Below are 16,428 nucleotides of genomic sequence, written 5' to 3'. Positions count from 1 at the left end.
CAGCAATGCTGGCGGTGCTGTTTTGTAACCCGCCCAATTGCGGCGGTAACGAAAGAGGATAAACCGTGTCCCGTACTATTATGCTGATCCCTACCGGAACCAGCGTCGGCCTGACCAGCGTCAGCCTTGGCGTTATCCGTGCTATGGAACGCAAAGGCGTTCGTCTGAGCGTCTTTAAGCCAATCGCCCAGCCACGTGCTGGTGGCGATGCGCCAGACCAGACCACCACTATCGTTCGCAAGAACTCCAATCTGCCAGCGGCTGAACCGCTGAAGATGAGCCACGTTGAGTCTCTGCTGTCCAGCAACCAGAAAGACGTGCTGATGGAAGAGATCATCGCTAACTACCATGCTAACGCGCAAGACGCGGAAGTGGTGCTGGTTGAAGGCCTGGTCCCGACGCGCAAACACCAGTTTGCCCAGTCTCTTAACTTTGAAATCGCGAAAACCCTGAACGCAGAGATCGTTTTCGTGATGTCTCAGGGCACCGACACCCCAGAGCAGCTGAACGAGCGTATCGAACTGACGCGCAGCAGCTTCGGCGGCGCGAAAAATACCAACATCACCGGCGTGATCGTGAACAAGCTGAACGCACCGGTGGATGAGCAGGGACGTACTCGCCCTGACCTGTCCGAGATTTTCGACGACTCTTCCAAAGCGAAAGTCATCAAAGTTGACCCGGCTAAGCTGCAGGAATCCAGCCCTCTGCCAGTACTGGGCGCGGTGCCATGGAGCTTCGATCTGATTGCAACCCGTGCAATCGATATGGCGCGTCACCTGAACGCTACCATCGTTAACGAAGGCGACATCAACACCCGCCGCGTGAAGTCCGTGACCTTCTGTGCGCGCAGCATTCCGCACATGCTGGAACACTTCCGCGCAGGTTCCCTGCTGGTGACCTCCGCAGATCGTCCTGACGTGCTGGTTGCCGCCTGCCTGGCCGCGATGAACGGCGTGGAAATCGGTGCGATCCTGCTGACCGGTGCCTACGAGATGGACCCACGCGTCAGCAAGCTGTGCGAACGCGCGTTTGCGACCGGCCTGCCGGTCTTCATGGTGAATACCAACACCTGGCAGACCTCCCTGAGCCTGCAGAGCTTCAACCTGGAAGTGCCGGTTGATGACCACGAGCGTATCGAGAAAGTTCAGGAATACGTTGCGGGCTACATCAACGCAGACTGGATCGAATCCCTGACTGCAACCTCCGAGCGCAGCCGCCGCCTGTCTCCTCCAGCATTCCGTTACCAGCTGACCGAGCTGGCGCGTAAAGCGGGCAAACGCGTTGTTCTGCCAGAAGGCGACGAACCACGTACCGTTAAAGCAGCTGCTATCTGTGCAGAGCGCGGCATCGCGACCTGCGTGCTGCTGGGTAACCCGGATGAGATCACCCGCGTTGCGGCGTCTCAGGGCGTTGAGCTGGGCGCTGGCATCGAAATCGTTGACCCTGAAGTGGTTCGCGAAAGCTACGTTGCCCGTCTGGTTGAGCTGCGTAAGAGCAAGGGTATGACCGAAGCCGTTGCGCGCGAACAGCTGGAAGACAACGTGGTGCTGGGCACGCTGATGCTTGAGCAGGACGAAGTTGACGGTCTGGTTTCCGGTGCGGTTCACACCACGGCGAACACCATCCGTCCACCGCTGCAGCTGATCAAAACCGCGCCAGGCAGCTCTCTGGTTTCTTCCGTGTTCTTCATGCTGCTGCCTGAACAGGTTTACGTTTACGGCGACTGCGCGATCAACCCGGATCCAACCGCAGAGCAGCTGGCAGAAATCGCTATCCAGTCCGCGGACTCCGCGATTGCCTTCGGTATCGAACCGCGCGTAGCAATGCTCTCCTACTCCACCGGTACCTCTGGTGCTGGTAGCGACGTAGAGAAAGTACGTGAAGCGACCCGTCTGGCGCAGGAAAAACGTCCTGACCTGATGATCGACGGCCCGCTGCAGTACGACGCCGCCGTAATGGCCGACGTTGCGAAATCCAAAGCGCCGAACTCGCCGGTTGCAGGTCGCGCTACCGTGTTCATCTTCCCGGATCTGAACACCGGTAACACCACCTATAAAGCGGTGCAGCGTTCAGCAGACCTGATCTCCATCGGGCCAATGCTGCAGGGCATGCGCAAACCTGTGAACGACCTGTCTCGTGGCGCGCTGGTTGACGATATCGTCTACACCATCGCGCTGACCGCGATCCAGTCTTCACAGCAGCAGTAATGTTAAAAAGCCCGGTGGCGCTAGCGCTTACCGGGCAACAAAAAGGCGACCACTTAACGGGTCGCCTTTTTTATTTACAGCAGCTCTCGCGCCGCCGATACAACGTCATGTGCCGTCAGGCCATACTCCTTCTGCAGGAAATCCTGTGTCCCCACCTGGCCGTAACGCTCCTTGACGCCCACCCGCCGCATCGGTACCGGGCAGGTTTCCACTAGGACTTCCGCCACCGCCGATCCCAGCCCGTTGTGAATGCTGTGGTTTTCACAGGTGACGATGCGACCGGTTTTGTCGGCGTAGTTTTTCACCAGCATCCGGTCGATGGGCTTCAGGGTAAACATGTCGATGACCGCCGCGCTGACCCCCTCCTGCTCAAGCTGGCGCGCCGCCTCCAGCGCTTCCGCCACCATGATGCCGTTGGCAATCAGAGTTATATCGGTTCCTTCGCGCAGCACGTTGCCTTTGCCAATAGTGAAGGTTGAGCCCGGGGCATATACGCTCGGCGCCTGCTTACGGATGGTGCGTACCCAGTAGAAGCCTTCGAGGTCGATAAGCTGGCGCAGCACGTCCTCAAACATCACCGCGTCGGTCACCTCCAGCACCACCGAATGCGCCAGACCGCGTACGATGCCCATATCCTCAAACGACATATGCGTCCCGCCGTTGTGACAGGCCGTCACGCCCGCATCCGAGGCAATTACCTTCACGTTGTTGCGCTGATAGTCCAGGGACATAAACAGCTGGTCGAAGCAGCGACGGCTGGCAAACGCGGTGAAGGTATGAACGAACGGTATACGCCCGGTAAGCGACAGCCCCGCCGCAGTGCCAATGACGTTGGCCTCCATAATGCCGCAGTTAATCACGTGCTGCGGATAATCGCGCGCCACGCCGTCCATCGCCATCGAGCTCATCAGATCCGCTTCCAGGGCGATAATCTCGCTTCCCGCCTCAATCTGCTTTGCCACAAAGCCCGCGTAAACTTTACGCATCTCAACGGCGTCTTTCTGTCCTGCCGGTGCAACCTTAATCATGTGAAGCCTCCAGTTGGCGAATCGTCTCGTTGAGGGCCGCTTTACTCTCCGCGGTCAATCGCAGGTGATGCGAGTTGCTGAGCTGCTCCAGATACGGCACCCCCTGGCCTTTGATGCTGTCAAGGATCACCACCCGCGGGCGAGCGTCCGCGGCAGGCACCCGGGACGTTACCTCCAGCAGCGCCGGAATGTCGTCCCCCTTGACCGTCACCACGTCAAAGCCAAAGGCGCGGAATTTCCCCTCCAGGTCAAACGCGCTGATGATTTCGTCCAGCTCGCCGTCGAGCTGCTGTTTGTTCCAGTCCACGAACACCGTCAGGTTGTTAAGGCGATGATGAGCGATAAACTGGAAGGCTTCCCAGCACTGCCCCTCGTTCAGCTCGCCGTCACCGACGATGCAGAAGACGCGGTTCGGTCGCCCCGCCAGCCTGTGCGAGAGCGCCATACCGCCGGCAATTGAGATCCCCTGCCCCAGCGAACCGGTGGTGGCGTCCACGCCGCGCGTTTTCAGACGGTCCGGGTGGCTTGGCAGGCGCGTGCCGTTCTGGTTCAGGGTGATCAGCTCTTCCACCGGGAAGTAGCCCTTGATCGCCAGCGTGCTGTAGAGCGCCGGGCCCGCATGGCCTTTTGACAGCACAAAGTAGTCTCGCTCCGGCCAGTCCGGGTCCGCCGGGTCGATTTTCATCACCGCGCCGTACAGCACGGCCAGGGTTTCAACCACCGACATGCTACCGCCGTAGTGGCCAAATCCCAGCTGCGTCAGGGATTTCAGCGTCTCAAGACGGATCTGACGCGCGAGTTCGGTTATCTCTTTCTCATTCATGATTTGGCTCCGGTGTTTTCCTGCGCGTTACCGCCCGCAGGTTTGTTTTTCGCGAAGACGTTGTACGCCACCAGCAGCGCGAACAACGCCACAACCAGTCCGGTGATGGCAAGCGGCGACAGGAAGCGCGCCAGGTTGCCGAGGACAATTCCGACCGCGCCGAAGTCGGCGTCCGAGAAGGTAGTGTTGGCAAAGCCAATGGCGCCCAGCACCGGCAGCAGCAGAACCGGCAGGAAGGTGATCAGCAGGCCGTTAGCAAAGGCGCCAATCATTGCCCCGCGGCGTCCGCCGGTGGCGTTACCGAACACGCCCGCCGTTGCGCCGGTGAAGAAGTGCGGCACGACGCCCGGGAGGATCAGCACCCAGCTAAACTGACCGCAGATGAACAACCCTACAATCCCGCCGAGGAAGCTGAACAGGAAGCCAATCAGCACCGCGTTTGGCGCATAGGGATACACCACCGGGCAGTCCAGCGCAGGACGCGCGTTCGGCACCAGTTTTTCCGAGAAGCCGGTAAAGGCCGGAACGATTTCCGCCAGAATCAGGCGTACGCCCTGCAGGATGATGAACACGCCCGCCGCGAAGGTGATCGCCATGATGATGGCGTAGACCAGGTAGTTCTGACCGCCGCTGAAGGTAGCCTCCACGTACTCACGTCCGGCGCTCACCGCCATGATCAGGTAGATAATCATCATGGTCAGGGAGATGGAGATCGAGCTGTCGCGCAGGAAGCTCAGGTTCTTCGGCAGGTTCATCTCTTCGGTTGAGCGGGAGCCTTTGCCAACCTTGCTGCCAATCCAGCCGGACAGCACGTAGCCCAGCGTGCCGAAGTGCCCGAAGGCAATCTCATCGTTGCCGGTAATGCGCTTCATGTAGCGCTGGGCAATCGCCGGGAAGAAGGCCATGATCAGGCCGAGGATCAGCGAGCCGGTAAACACCAGCCCCACGCCCTCAAAGCCCGCTACCGTCAGGATCACGCCAATCATGCACGCCATGTAAAACGTGTGGTGTCCGGTCAGGAAGATGTACTTCAGGCGGGTAAAGCGCGCGACGATAATATTCGCCACCATGCCGAAGGCCATAATCAGCGCGGTCGCTGCACCGTATTTTTCCAGCGCAATTGACACAATCGCTTCATTGTTTGGAATAATGCCCTGAATCGTAAAGGCGTGCTCAAACATACCGCCCAACGGATTTAATGACCCCACCAGCACCGTGGCACCGCCGCCCAGCACAATAAAGCCAAGAATGGTTTTAATCGTCCCTTTCACCACGTCCGAAAACGCTTTTTTCTGCGCAACCAGACCAATAAGCGCAATTAAGCCGACCAGCACCGAAGGGACTTTTAAAATATCAACAACGAAATTCAGCGTTTCAAGGATAAACATATCCACCTCGCCTTATCAGGGTTATTGTCTTTCGAACCAGGCGCGCAGCTGCGCTTCAAGTTCGTTGATGTCGATGATGTTGTTAATCACCACCAGCTGGCTTTCCGGCACGCTGGCGCTGGCCGCAATGTCTTTTGCCATCACGAACAGATCGGCTGCGCCCGGCGTGGCCGAGGAGAGATCGGAATGTTCAACCTCAGCCTCAATCTCCAGTTTTTTAAGCACCTTTTTAATATTCATTTCGACCATAAAACTGCTGCCCAGGCCGGAGCCGCAAATAGCCATGATTTTCATTGTTGTCCCCTTATTTTGAGTAGAGCACGCCCCATCACGCTGTCGCGTAATGTTGTGAATAATCGGATTAAAGAATTAAATCAGAAGCGGTCAATAATCGTTTTAATTTCCTCCAGGGTATTCGCCTGATGCAGTTTTTCCATATCCTCGTCGCTGGAAAATAATTCTGCGAGTGCGGATATCATTTCGATATGGCTATGTTTATCCGGTGCCGCGAGCATAATAATCACATCGACAGGGTCAAACTCACCGGCACCAAACGAGACGCCCTGTTTTAGTTTTAATAAAGACAACCCCAGTCCTTTGGCGCCTTCCTCCGGCCGCGCATGCGGCATCGCCAGCCCTGGTGCCAGCACATAATAGGGTCCTAACGTGTGGTGCTGCTGGATGATGGCCGTGACGTATTCAGGCTCAATCACCTGCATATCCAGAAGCGGCTTCGCGCACAGCTCCAGCGCCTGCGGCCAGTTTTCCACGCTATCCTGCAGCGTGATGGTTGTATCATATATCCATTTTTTGAGCACTTTTCACTCCCGCTACACGCTAAAGATGAGCAAACTTTATTCAACACATCGCTGGATGACTGCGATCGCGATCACAAAGATAGCGCTACCAATCGTTAACATGCAGAAATGTGATAGCGCTATCAAATTGCAATCACGGCGCTAAATCACAGCAAAAAAAGGGATTTAAGGCGTATACTGCCTGTCACGTAAAGCGAAGGAAATGAAGAACGCGTCTGGTCAGCAGGAAGGTGTATGTCTCTAACCCGAAAACGGCGCAGTACCGGTAAAGTGACACTCGCCGATGTCGCACAGCTTGCCGGTGTGGGCACGATGACCGTGTCCCGTGCACTCCGCACGCCCGAACAGGTTTCCGATAAACTACGAGAAAAAATTGAAGCTGCCGTGCAGGAGCTGGGCTATATGCCTAATCTTGCCGCCAGCGCGCTGGCCTCGGCGTCGTCATGGACGATAGCCATGGTGGTGCCTAACCTCTCCGAAGCCGGATGCTCGGAGATGTTCGCCGGACTACAGCAGGTGCTACAGCCTGCCGGGTATCAGATCATGCTGGCTGAATCCCAGCATCGCCTGGAGCAGGAGGAGAAATTGCTGGAGACGCTGCTGGCGTCGAATATTGCCGCCGCAATCCTGCTCAGCGTTGAACATACCGACACCGTTCGCCACTGGCTGAAAAACGCCTCCATTCCGGTGATGGAGATGGGGGCCATGCGCGCCGACCCGATTGATATGAATATCGGGATTGATAACGTAGCGGCCATGTATGAACTCACGGAAATGGTGATTAAGCGCGGCTATCAAAATATTGGCCTGCTGTGCGCCAACCAGGAGCAGTGGATTTTCCAGCAGCATTTGCAGGGCTGGTACAAAGCCATGCTTCGCCACCATATGTCGCCGAACCGGGTCATTAACGCGGCAATGCCGCCGAGCTTCTCGACCGGCGCGGCACAGCTGCCAGAATTCCTGCTGGCGTGGCCGGAGCTGGATGCGCTGGTATGCGTCTCTGACGAGCTGGCCTGCGGGGCGCTGTACGAGTGTCAGCGCAGACGAATCAAGGTGCCGGACGATCTGGCGGTGGTCGGCTTTGGCGATAGCGACGTGAGCCGCGTCTGTCAGCCGCCGCTGACGACGATGGCGGTGCCGCATCGTAAGATTGGAATTGAAGCCGGGAAAGCGCTACTGGAGCGTCTGAATGACGGGGACTGGCGCGATCAAAAGCCCATCGCGTCCAGTCTGTGTCTGAGAGAGAGTTGCTGACGCTTACTCAGCCTCTTCCTCTTTCTCTGATTTGGTCGATTCGTTTTTGGCGTTGCGGGTCATCCACAGCGCCAGCGCTTTTAACGAATCCGGCGTGAACTCGTCGCAGCGCGCGGTGATCTCTTCCGGCGTCATCCAGCTGACTTCACTCACCTCTTCTTCCTGGAGAGCGAACGGACCGTGGGAGACGCAGCTAAACAGCCCGCCCCAGACGCGGCAGTTTTCGTCTTCGAAATAGAACTGACCGTGCTCGGCAAACGGCACACCGGCGATACCTAACTCTTCTTCTGCTTCGCGACGTGCGGAATCCAGCAGCACTTCATCTGCCTGGACAACCCCACCTGCGGTGGCATCCAGCATACCCGGGAGAAAATCTTTGGTGTCCGTGCGGCGCTGGACCAGAATTTTGCCCATCCCGTCGTGCACAACGATGTACGTTGCGCGGTGGCGCAGACGCTCCGCACGCATTTGTTCGCGGCTGGCCTGCGCGATCACTTCATTCTCTTCGCTGACAATGTCAACCCACTCTGTACTTGCCAAATGACTCTGCTCCACCATCGGGAAACCTTCTCTTCTAAGCGCTCTTTCGGCGCGTTTGCAGTTGAGGTGTAACTTACGGATTAATCGCTACCTGCGCAATAACTTGCTGATCATTAAGTGCGATAACGCTCAGGGTATTTCCATCCAGCATGCCATAGCTCGCAGGATAACCGCCTTTCGGTATGCTGACCGAACCCGGATTGAAGTGATAAATCTCACCGCGCTTTTCAGCAACCGGAATATGAGTATGACCGTAAACCAGGACATCGCCAGCCGCGAGCGCCGGGAGATTATCCGGGCTAAAAAGATGCCCGTGCGTCAGGAACAGGCGGCTTTGTTCCAGCAGCACCTGTTGCCATGGCGCGGTAAGGGGAAAATGCAGCAGCATCTGGTCCACTTCGCTGTCGCAGTTGCCGCGAACGGCAATGATGCGCGAGGCGTACGGGTTGAGCTTTTCCGCGACCTGCGCCGGAGCGTAGCCCTCCGGCAGCGCGTTGCGCGGGCCGTGGTTGAGGACATCCCCCAGAATAATCAGCCACTGCGCGCCGCTTTGTGCAAACAGGGAAAGAACACGCTCGGTAGCGGGCAGCGATCCATGGATATCCGACGCAAACATCAGTTTCATCAGTCACTCCTCGGGAAAACAGACTGCCCCCATCATACCTGAAGCGTCAGGGCTTATCAGCCCGCGCGCCTGGCAGATAGTGCCACATAGCGCTGCACGGAGGCGCGCTGCCACTGAAACGCGGCATAATCCCCCAGCAGCTGCGGCACCTCATCGCCGTTGAGGATCAGGCGGTTTAGCATCAACGCCAGATCGGCGTCGGCGATGCACCACTCGCCGAACAGGTTCGGGTTGCCGTGTGCGAGGAGCGAGGTGGCGGTTTCAATCAGTTTTTGCGCGCTTTCACGGCCTTCAGCGCTGAGCGCTGGCTTTTTGCCCCCGGCAAACACGACATCAGTTGAGCGTTCCACGCGAATCGGCACCAGATCGCTCCGCAGCCACGCCTGGATCTGCCGCGCCCGCGCGCGTTTTTGCAGATCGTGAGGATAAATGCGCTCCCACTCAGGCGGCGCGAACCGATCTTCCAGATATTCATCGATCGCCGACGATTCGCTCAGGGCAAAACCGTCGATCTCCAGCACCGGCACGCGTCGGGTCAGGTCGTAGCCCTGCCACTGCGGTTTGAGATGTTCACCGCCGTCAAGATCAACGGTCTTCAGCGTAAAAGTGAGCCCTTTTTCGGCCAGCGCAACGTATACGCTCATGACATAGGGAGAAAAGAAATTCGCATCGGACCACAACGTGATTACGGGCTGGTTCATAACATCCTCATCGGCTGATCGGTTTTTTACTCAACATATAATCTCTTTGCCCCGCTGTCACTTGATGAAAACTCACGATTTACAACAACCACCTATACTCATTTGTCATGGCACCACTATTCGCATGGACAGGAGTTGAGAATGATCGACCTTTATTACGCCCCTACCCCAAACGGCCATAAGATCACCCTTTTTCTTGAAGAAGCCGAGCTGGATTACAGAATCATTCGCGTGGATATCAGCAAAGGCGATCAGTTCAGCCCTCTATTTCTGGCTATCTCGCCGAATAATAAAATCCCGGCCATTATTGATAACCACCCGGCAGACGGGGGCAGGCCGCTGAGCCTGTTTGAGTCCGGTGAGATTTTGCTCTATCTGGCGGAGAAAACCGGCAAACTGCTGAGCGGCGAACTGCGCGAGCGTCACCATACCCTGCAATGGCTCTTCTGGCAGGCTAGCGGACTGGGGCCCATGCTGGGGCAAAATCATCATTTTACCGCTTACGCCCCGCAGCCCATTCCTTATGCAATAGAACGCTATCAGGTTGAGACTCAACGGCTCTATGACGTTCTGAACCGTCGGCTGGAGAAAACGCCGTGGCTCGGGGGCGATCATTACAGTATTGCCGACATCGCCTGCTGGCCGTGGGTGAATACGCATGAAAAACACCGAATTGACCTGGCCGCTTACCCGGCGGTGAACAACTGGTTTGAGCGCATACGAACCCGCCCGGCCACCGAGCGAGCGATGCAAAAAATCCAGCAGATTTAACCCTCTATGAGGCTGGGTGCCCGCGAGCCTCTCATGTATGATGAGCAGGAAATACTGACACGGAGAAGACCTGCAATGTCACAGCCAGACGCTATTATTCGCATAAAAAATTTACGCTTGCGCACCTTCATCGGCATCAAAGAGGAAGAGATCGCCAACCGTCAGGATATTGTCATTAACGTGGTAATTCACTATCCCGCAGACAAAGCGCGGGCCAGCGAAGACATCAACGACGCGCTGAACTACCGCACAATTACCAAAAACATCATTCAGTACGTGGAGAATAACCGCTTCTCTCTGCTGGAAAAATTAACTCAGGATGTGCTCGATATCGCACGCGAACATCACTGGGTCACTTATGCTGAAGTTGAGATCGATAAACTTCACGCCCTGCGCTACGCCGATTCCGTCTCCATGACGCTAAGCTGGCGACGCCAGGCGTAATCCTGGAGGTTGTATGAAGATTTTGCTGACCGGCGGCACGGGCCTTATTGGTCGTCACCTCATTGCGCGTCTGCAGGCCTTGCATCACGACATTACCGTGGTCACGCGCAGCCCGGAGAAAGCGCGCCAGGTGCTCGGGGCGGGTATCGATATCTGGAAAAATCTGGCCGAGCAGCAAAATCTGGACGGCTTCGACGCCGTCATTAACCTCGCGGGGGAACCCATCGCCGATAAGCGCTGGACGGAAGAGCAAAAACAGCTGTTATGCAGCAGCCGGTGGAACATCACCGAAAAGCTGGTCGAGCTGATCCGCAATAGCCACACGCCGCCTTCGGTGCTGATTTCAGGTTCAGCCGTGGGCTATTACGGCGATCTCGGCGAGGTGGTGGTGACCGAGGAAGAGCCGCCGCATAACGAGTTTACCCATAAGCTCTGCGCCCAGTGGGAGCGTATCGCCTGCGCGGCGCAGAGCGATCGTACCCGCGTCTGCCTGCTGCGGACCGGCGTCGTGCTTGCGCCGAAGGGCGGCATTCTGGCGAAGATGCTTCCCCCTTTCCGGCTTGGACTCGGTGGGCCCATCGGTAATGGCCGTCAGTATCTGGCCTGGATCCATATCGACGATATGGTCAACGGTATTCTCTGGCTGCTGGATAACGATCTGCGCGGGCCGTTTAACATGGTTGCGCCGTATCCGGTGCGTAACGAACAGTTCGCCCACGCGCTGGGTCATGCCCTGCACCGTCCGGCGATATTGCGCGTGCCTGCGACGGTGATTCGCCTGATGATGGGTGAAGCGTCTGTGCTGGTATTAGGCGGGCAGCGGGCGCTGCCAAAACGGCTGGAAGCGGCCGGGTTTGCGTTTCGCTGGTATGAGTTAGAAGAGGCGCTGGGGGATGTGGTGCGGTGAATATGTTACAGTGACAGGCCATGTTCCGAAGATATGGCGTAACAATGGCAACGATCACCACACCCCGGCTTCACCTCACTCCTTTCGAACCCACTGACTGGGCCTTCTTCCGCTCGCTGCGTGAAGATCGCCACATCATGCGCTACATGGCCGCCATCGCGCCGGAAAAAGAGACCCGCCGCGTGTTTGCCGCACGCCTGATGGCGGAGCATGTCTTCGTGATCCGCTCTCTGGAGGACGATACGCCGCTGGGCGATATCGGCCTGCAAATCAGCCCTGAGAATCGTGAAGAGGCCGATATTGGCTATACGGTTGTGCCTGCCGCGCAGGGAAAAGGGATTGCCAGCGAGGCGCTGCGCGCGGTGTGTGATTACGCGTTTAACCAGACCCGCGTGAAAGCGATTAACGCGTACGTGCTGGCAGATAACGGCGGTTCGGTGCGGGTGCTGGAGAAAGCCGGGTTTGTGCGTACGCAGGTGCTGGAAAAGGCGTATGAAATTGACGGCGTGCGCTATGACGACTGGGTGTATCGGTTGGAGTGCGGTGCGGCTTGATGCCCTCACCCCAACCCTCTCCCACAGGGAGAGGGAGAACACCCAGTCCGTAGGCCCGGTAAGCGAAGCGCCACCGGGCGATTGGGCTGCACTGCGGTCTGATGCCCTCACCCCGCCCCTCTCCCACAGGGAGAGGGGGAAAGGCAAAACCTACTTCAACGACCCTTTCAGGAACTGCTGCAGACGCGGGCTTTGCGGGTTCGCCAGCACCTCGTCCGGGTGGCCCTGCTCTTCAATTTTCCCCTGATGCAGGAAGATAACGTGGTTCGAGACGTTACGGGCGAAGCCCATCTCGTGCGTCACCACCACCATCGTTTTGCCCTCTTCGGCCAGCTTCTGCATGATGCGCAGCACTTCGCCAACGAGTTCAGGGTCCAGCGCGGAAGTCGGTTCGTCAAACAGCAGCACTTCGGGCTCCATCGCCAGCGCGCGCGCGATGGAGACGCGCTGCTGCTGACCGCCGGAGAGATGCACCGGGTATTTCATCTGCTGGCGCTCGTCGATACCCACTTTCGCCAGGTATTTCACCGCGCGCTCGCGGGCTTCCTGCTTGCTCAGGCTCAGCACCTGAATCGGTGCTTCCATCACGTTCTCCAGCACCGTCATGTGGCTCCAGAGGTTGAAGTGCTGGAACACCATCGTCAGGCGCGTACGCAGCAGTCGCAGCTGGTGCTTATCCGCGACCTTCAGCTGGCCGTCTTTATCACGGACCAGGTTAATATTCTGCCCGCTCACCACAATCGAGCCTTCGCTCGGCTTTTCGAGGAAGTTAATGCAGCGCAGGAAGGTACTTTTACCCGAGCCGGATGAGCCGATAATACTGATCACGTCGCCCGCATTCGCCTGCAGCGACACCCCTTTCAGCACTTCATGTTCGCCGTAGCGTTTGTGCAAATCAATAACGTTTAATTTGTTCTCAGCCATCATCTTTCTCAGTGCGTCGAAGAAGGTTTTATATGCTGCAACCAGCGTTTTTCAGCCTTACGGAACAGGCTAATCAGAACATAAGAGATAATTAAATAGAGCACCGCCGCAATGCCAAACGCGGTAAACGGCTGATAGGTCGCGGAGTTAATATCGCGCGCGATTTTGAGCAGATCCGGCACCGTCGCGGTAAAGGCGAGCGCGGTGGAGTGCAGCATCAAAATCACTTCGTTACTGTACGCCGGTAACGCGATACGCAGTGCCGACGGCAGAATAATGCAGCGATAAAGCTTCACCGAGGAAAAGCCGTATGCGCGCGCCGCTTCAATCTCACCGTAAGGGACAGAGCGAATTGCCCCGGCGAAAATCTCGGTGGTGTAGGCGCAGGTGTTGAGCGTCAACGCCAGCACCGTACAGTTCAGACCGCTGCGGAAGAACGCATTCAGCATCTCAGTGCCTTTTACGATCTCAAGCGTATACATCCCCGAATAGAACACCAGCAGCTGCACGTACAGCGGCGTACCGCGAAACACGTAGGTAAACAGCCAGATCGGGAACTGGATAAATTTATTGTTCGACACGCGGCCAATAGCAAGAAACACCGCCAGAATGCCGCCCATCACCACGGAGGAGATCAGCAGCCAGAGCGTAATCGCCACGCCGGTAAAGCGGTAGCCATCCGTCCACAGCAGCGATTTCCAGTATTCCTGAATAATCTCAATCACAGGTCAGCCCTCTTCACACCCACGGAGTAGCGACGCTCGAGCAGAAGCAGCACACCATTGGAGGCGGTCGTAAAGACCAGATAAATCACGCCGCAGACCACCGCAAAGTAGAACGGCTCCCAGGTGCTCTTGCCCGCCAGCTGAGTCGCTTTCACGACGTCTTCCAGACCGAGCAGCGAGACCAGCGCTGTCGCTTTGAGGATAACCTGCCAGTTGTTGCCGATACCCGGCAGCGCATAGCGCATCATGGCCGGGAACATAATCCGACGAAACGTTTGTGAAGAGGTAAAACCAAATGCGGTTGCCGCCTCAATGTGGCCTTTCGGCACGGCCATGTAGGCACCGCGGAAGGTTTCGGTGAAGTAGGCACCGTAGATAAAACCGAGGGTAATAATACCGGCCACCATCGGGTCGATATCAATTTGTCCCATGCCCATCGCGTCCGTTACGCTGTTCAACGCAATCTGCAGACCGTAAAAGATAAGCAGCATCAGCACCAGATCGGGAACGCCGCGAATAAGCGTGGTGTAGCCTTCAAATATGAGCGCCAGCGGTTTGTTAGCCGAAAGCTTCGCTCCTGCGCCCGCCAGACCTATCAGCACCGCCAGCACCACGGAGCTGATAGCCAGCTCAAGGGTGACAAGCGCGCCCTGTAAAATAACGCCAGAAAATCCGTACAGCATACCGCGAGCCCTGTCGTATCGTGAGTGGTGGAACCGTGTCTTTTCCCCTCCCACATCGGGAGGGGCCGCACGTTATTTGACGGGGCGATTAGCCGCCGTAAACATTAAAATCAAAATACTTTTTCGCCAGCTTGTCGTAGGTGCCGTCAGCGCGCATTTCAGCAAACGCTTTGTTCAGCGCCTCACGCAGCTCATTGTCTTCTTTGCGCAGGCCCATGCCGGTGCCCACACCAAACAACTTCACGTCCTTAATGGACGGGCCGCCAAACTTGTAATCTTTACCCACCGGCGTTTTCAGGAAGCCTTCGCTTGCCGCGACTTCATCCTGGAATGCCGCATCAATTCGGCCTGCCGTCAGGTCAGCGTAGATATTTTCCTGGCCCTGATAGGAGACGATTTCAATCCCCTTCGGCGCCCAGTGTTCGTTGCCGTAGGTTTCCTGCGTGGTGCCCTGCAGCACGCCGACGCGTTTGCCTTTCAGGGACTCCAGCGTTGGCTGAATGTCAGAAGCTTTAGCCACCACCAGACGAGAATCGGCCGCGTAGAGTTTGTCGGTGAAGGCAATCTCCTGCTGGCGTTTTTCGGTGATGGAGAGCGAGGACATGATTACGTCGATTTTTTTCGCTTTCAGGGACGGGATCAGCGCATCCAGCGGGTTCTCAACGTAGGTACACTGTGCTTTGATGCGTTTGCACAGCTCATTGGCCAGATCGATGTCAAAACCGACCAGTTCACCCTTTGAATTCTTCGATTCGAACGGCGCATAGGTTGGATCGGTACCAATCCGAATTTTCTGCGGAATGGCTGCGAATGCCGCGGTGGCGCTGGAAAAGGCCAGCACCAGAGATAGTGACAACACGAGTTTTTTCATATTTGTCCTCAACAAACTGTCTTCATACGGGATTTTTACGACGACGGGGTGGTGCTAATGTGCCATTAATCCCCTCTTTCAGGCAAAGACTAATGCCCTTCAGGCGGGAATTTTTGCATTATAAATGCGTAAGTATGCACAAAGCGTTCCAATACGGTGCAACAAATGCACCGTATTGGGTCAACCGCTCCCGCAACGCACCTTTGCGGTGCGTTAGCGTCAGGCATTATTCACCGTATACGTTGAAGTCGAAGTATTTCTTCGCCAGTTTGTCGTAAGTACCGTCTTTACGCAGCTCTGCAAAGGCTTTGTCGAAGGCGGCTTTCAGCTCGGTATCATCCTTACGCAGGCCAATACCGGTGCCGTCACCAAAGTATTTTTTGTCTTTGACCGACGGGCCCGCAAACGCATAGTCTTTACCCGCAGGCTGTTTCAGGAAGCCTTCGCTCGCGGCGACTTCATCCTGGAATGCCGCATCCAGACGGCCTGCGGCCAGGTCAGAGTAAATCAGATCCTGGTTCTGGTAAGCCACCACGTCTACGCCCTTCTCACGCCAGGTCGCATTGGCATAACCTTCCTGCGTCGAACCCTGAAGCACGCCAACATGCTTGCCTTTCAGCGAGTCGATGGTGGGCTTAATCGGGGAGCCTTTTGGCGCAATCAGGCGGGAATCCGCGGCGTAAAGCTTGTCAGAGAAGGCAATCTCCTGCTGGCGTTTTTCGGTGATGGAAAGAGAAGAGATAATGGCGTCGATTTTCTTGGCTTTCAGCGACGGGATTAACGCGTCAAAGTCGCTGCCCACCCATGTGCATTTCACCGCAATGCGTTTGCACATTTCATTTCCCAGATCGATATCAAACCCCACGAAATCGCCTTTCGCATCCTTGGAAGAGAATGGCGCGTAGGTTGCGTCTGTACCGATACGAACCGTCTGTGGAAGCGCTGCGTAGCTACCTGCTGCCGCACTTAACCCCACGAGCAAAGACAGAGCCAGAACCGTCTTCTTCATACATTTACCCTCAAGTACCGTGATTTTATTATGTATTGTGTTGTGTGTTGTGTTGCAGACTTCATCTTGCAGGTCTTATGCCACATTGCCGTCTGGTCAAAACTTCGACGTTAAATATGTTAATAAAACGTTGCGATATTGCCTTAATGGTGAAAG

The 16,428-nt window shown here is 56.5% G+C and carries 19 protein-coding genes; 6 read left to right on the top strand and 13 right to left on the bottom strand.

The window, feature by feature from the left end; all coding sequences use genetic code 11:
* Positions 1 to 65 precede the first annotated feature (65 nt).
* The gene (gene pta / locus ACWKXN_RS06815; RefSeq protein ID WP_023312545.1) at positions 66 to 2,207 is read left to right on the top strand and encodes a phosphate acetyltransferase; all 2,142 of its coding nucleotides are present in this window, start codon (positions 66 to 68) and stop codon (positions 2,205 to 2,207) included.
* A gap of 74 nt (positions 2,208 to 2,281) precedes the next feature.
* Here pta and ACWKXN_RS06810 read toward each other — a convergent pair whose 3' ends face one another.
* The 5 genes from ACWKXN_RS06810 to ACWKXN_RS06790 all read right to left on the bottom strand — a co-directional run bounded on the left by ACWKXN_RS06810 (position 2,282) and on the right by ACWKXN_RS06790 (position 6,264).
* Positions 2,282 to 3,235, bottom strand: coding sequence for a transketolase family protein (locus ACWKXN_RS06810; protein ID WP_454543534.1), 954 nt, complete (start codon positions 3,233 to 3,235; stop codon positions 2,282 to 2,284).
* On the bottom strand, positions 3,228 to 4,058 hold the full coding sequence (locus ACWKXN_RS06805; protein WP_454543533.1) for a transketolase: 831 nt from the start codon (positions 4,056 to 4,058) through the stop codon (positions 3,228 to 3,230). The genes ACWKXN_RS06810 and ACWKXN_RS06805 overlap by 8 nt, the downstream gene beginning before the upstream one ends.
* Positions 4,055 to 5,446, bottom strand: a complete 1,392-nt coding sequence (locus ACWKXN_RS06800; protein ID WP_023312548.1) for a PTS ascorbate transporter subunit IIC — start codon at positions 5,444 to 5,446, stop codon at positions 4,055 to 4,057. The genes ACWKXN_RS06805 and ACWKXN_RS06800 overlap by 4 nt, the downstream gene beginning before the upstream one ends.
* 21 nt (positions 5,447 to 5,467) lie before the next feature.
* Entirely contained in the window at positions 5,468 to 5,740 is a 273-nt protein-coding gene (locus ACWKXN_RS06795; protein WP_003861447.1) for a PTS sugar transporter subunit IIB, read from the bottom strand.
* Positions 5,741 to 5,820: 80 nt separating this feature from the next.
* Positions 5,821 to 6,264, bottom strand: coding sequence for a PTS sugar transporter subunit IIA (locus ACWKXN_RS06790; protein WP_058841559.1), 444 nt, complete (start codon positions 6,262 to 6,264; stop codon positions 5,821 to 5,823).
* Positions 6,265 to 6,498: 234 nt separating this feature from the next.
* Between ACWKXN_RS06790 and ACWKXN_RS06785 the strand changes: the two genes are divergently transcribed.
* Positions 6,499 to 7,518, top strand: a complete 1,020-nt coding sequence (locus ACWKXN_RS06785; RefSeq protein ID WP_029741925.1) for a LacI family DNA-binding transcriptional regulator — start codon at positions 6,499 to 6,501, stop codon at positions 7,516 to 7,518.
* A 3-nt stretch (positions 7,519 to 7,521) separates the two neighbouring features.
* Here the strand turns inward: ACWKXN_RS06785 and yfcD are convergent, their stop codons facing one another.
* The 3 genes from yfcD to yfcF are packed head-to-tail and all read right to left on the bottom strand — an operon-like array spanning position 7,522 to position 9,384.
* Entirely contained in the window at positions 7,522 to 8,076 is a 555-nt protein-coding gene (yfcD, locus tag ACWKXN_RS06780) for an NUDIX hydrolase YfcD (protein ID WP_023312551.1), read from the bottom strand.
* A gap of 55 nt (positions 8,077 to 8,131) precedes the next feature.
* A complete protein-coding gene (gene yfcE / locus ACWKXN_RS06775; RefSeq protein ID WP_032659187.1) occupies positions 8,132 to 8,683 on the bottom strand; it encodes a phosphodiesterase in 552 nt (183 codons plus the stop codon).
* Between the two features lie 56 nt (positions 8,684 to 8,739).
* On the bottom strand, positions 8,740 to 9,384 hold the full coding sequence (gene yfcF / locus ACWKXN_RS06770; protein ID WP_454543532.1) for a glutathione transferase: 645 nt from the start codon (positions 9,382 to 9,384) through the stop codon (positions 8,740 to 8,742).
* A gap of 141 nt (positions 9,385 to 9,525) precedes the next feature.
* Between yfcF and yfcG the strand changes: the two genes are divergently transcribed.
* From yfcG to ACWKXN_RS06750, 4 genes are all read left to right on the top strand, one after another.
* Positions 9,526 to 10,155 carry a GSH-dependent disulfide bond oxidoreductase gene (gene yfcG / locus ACWKXN_RS06765; RefSeq protein WP_033146088.1) on the top strand — a complete coding sequence of 210 codons (630 nt, stop codon included), beginning with the start codon at positions 9,526 to 9,528 and terminating at the stop codon, positions 10,153 to 10,155.
* A gap of 75 nt (positions 10,156 to 10,230) precedes the next feature.
* On the top strand, positions 10,231 to 10,599 hold the full coding sequence (gene folX / locus ACWKXN_RS06760; protein WP_023312555.1) for a dihydroneopterin triphosphate 2'-epimerase: 369 nt from the start codon (positions 10,231 to 10,233) through the stop codon (positions 10,597 to 10,599).
* A gap of 13 nt (positions 10,600 to 10,612) precedes the next feature.
* Positions 10,613 to 11,506: a TIGR01777 family oxidoreductase gene (locus tag ACWKXN_RS06755; protein WP_033146089.1), complete on the top strand. Its 894-nt coding sequence runs from the start codon at positions 10,613 to 10,615 to the stop codon at positions 11,504 to 11,506.
* A gap of 44 nt (positions 11,507 to 11,550) precedes the next feature.
* Positions 11,551 to 12,060: a GNAT family N-acetyltransferase gene (locus ACWKXN_RS06750; RefSeq protein ID WP_454543531.1), complete on the top strand. Its 510-nt coding sequence runs from the start codon at positions 11,551 to 11,553 to the stop codon at positions 12,058 to 12,060.
* A 150-nt stretch (positions 12,061 to 12,210) separates the two neighbouring features.
* On the opposite strand, the gene hisP is transcribed toward ACWKXN_RS06750, so the two are convergent.
* The 5 genes from hisP to argT form a co-directional block, all read right to left on the bottom strand.
* On the bottom strand, positions 12,211 to 12,984 hold the full coding sequence (gene hisP / locus ACWKXN_RS06745; protein ID WP_454543655.1) for a histidine ABC transporter ATP-binding protein HisP: 774 nt from the start codon (positions 12,982 to 12,984) through the stop codon (positions 12,211 to 12,213).
* 8 nt (positions 12,985 to 12,992) lie between these two features.
* Positions 12,993 to 13,709, bottom strand: coding sequence for an ABC transporter permease (locus ACWKXN_RS06740; protein WP_008502590.1), 717 nt, complete (start codon positions 13,707 to 13,709; stop codon positions 12,993 to 12,995).
* A complete protein-coding gene (locus ACWKXN_RS06735) occupies positions 13,706 to 14,392 on the bottom strand; it encodes a histidine ABC transporter permease HisQ (RefSeq protein WP_023336422.1) in 687 nt (228 codons plus the stop codon). The genes ACWKXN_RS06740 and ACWKXN_RS06735 overlap by 4 nt, the downstream gene beginning before the upstream one ends.
* Positions 14,393 to 14,480: 88 nt before the next feature.
* Positions 14,481 to 15,263, bottom strand: coding sequence for a histidine ABC transporter substrate-binding protein HisJ (hisJ, locus tag ACWKXN_RS06730; RefSeq protein WP_023336423.1), 783 nt, complete (start codon positions 15,261 to 15,263; stop codon positions 14,481 to 14,483).
* 226 nt (positions 15,264 to 15,489) lie between these two features.
* Complete coding sequence (gene argT / locus ACWKXN_RS06725; protein WP_023312560.1) at positions 15,490 to 16,272, bottom strand: lysine/arginine/ornithine ABC transporter substrate-binding protein ArgT; 783 nt, start codon at positions 16,270 to 16,272, stop codon at positions 15,490 to 15,492.
* Positions 16,273 to 16,428 lie beyond the last annotated feature (156 nt).

It is taken from the genome of Enterobacter sp. UPMP2060, from assembly GCF_053709655.1.
This window is presented reverse-complemented; position numbering and strand designations above follow the sequence as displayed.

Bases quoted from the DNA above. Each gene is read 5' to 3' on its own strand.
- ACWKXN_RS06810 (WP_454543534.1), bottom strand. From the start codon at position 3,235: ATGATTAAGGTTGCACCGGCAGGACAGAAAGACGCCGTTGAGATGCGT.
- ACWKXN_RS06805 (WP_454543533.1), bottom strand. From the start codon at position 4,058: ATGAATGAGAAAGAGATAACCGAACTCGCGCGTCAGATCCGTCTTGAG.
- ACWKXN_RS06800 (WP_023312548.1), bottom strand. From the start codon at position 5,446: ATGTTTATCCTTGAAACGCTGAATTTCGTTGTTGATATTTTAAAAGTC.
- ACWKXN_RS06795 (WP_003861447.1), bottom strand. From the start codon at position 5,740: ATGAAAATCATGGCTATTTGCGGCTCCGGCCTGGGCAGCAGTTTTATG.
- ACWKXN_RS06785 (WP_029741925.1), top strand. From the start codon at position 6,499: ATGTCTCTAACCCGAAAACGGCGCAGTACCGGTAAAGTGACACTCGCC.
- yfcD (WP_023312551.1), bottom strand. From the start codon at position 8,076: ATGGTGGAGCAGAGTCATTTGGCAAGTACAGAGTGGGTTGACATTGTC.
- yfcE (WP_032659187.1), bottom strand. From the start codon at position 8,683: ATGAAACTGATGTTTGCGTCGGATATCCATGGATCGCTGCCCGCTACC.
- yfcF (WP_454543532.1), bottom strand. From the start codon at position 9,384: ATGAACCAGCCCGTAATCACGTTGTGGTCCGATGCGAATTTCTTTTCT.
- yfcG (WP_033146088.1), top strand. From the start codon at position 9,526: ATGATCGACCTTTATTACGCCCCTACCCCAAACGGCCATAAGATCACC.
- folX (WP_023312555.1), top strand. From the start codon at position 10,231: ATGTCACAGCCAGACGCTATTATTCGCATAAAAAATTTACGCTTGCGC.
- ACWKXN_RS06755 (WP_033146089.1), top strand. From the start codon at position 10,613: ATGAAGATTTTGCTGACCGGCGGCACGGGCCTTATTGGTCGTCACCTC.
- ACWKXN_RS06750 (WP_454543531.1), top strand. From the start codon at position 11,551: ATGGCAACGATCACCACACCCCGGCTTCACCTCACTCCTTTCGAACCC.
- hisP (WP_454543655.1), bottom strand. From the start codon at position 12,984: ATGGCTGAGAACAAATTAAACGTTATTGATTTGCACAAACGCTACGGC.
- ACWKXN_RS06735 (WP_023336422.1), bottom strand. From the start codon at position 14,392: ATGCTGTACGGATTTTCTGGCGTTATTTTACAGGGCGCGCTTGTCACC.
- hisJ (WP_023336423.1), bottom strand. From the start codon at position 15,263: ATGAAAAAACTCGTGTTGTCACTATCTCTGGTGCTGGCCTTTTCCAGC.
- argT (WP_023312560.1), bottom strand. From the start codon at position 16,272: ATGAAGAAGACGGTTCTGGCTCTGTCTTTGCTCGTGGGGTTAAGTGCG.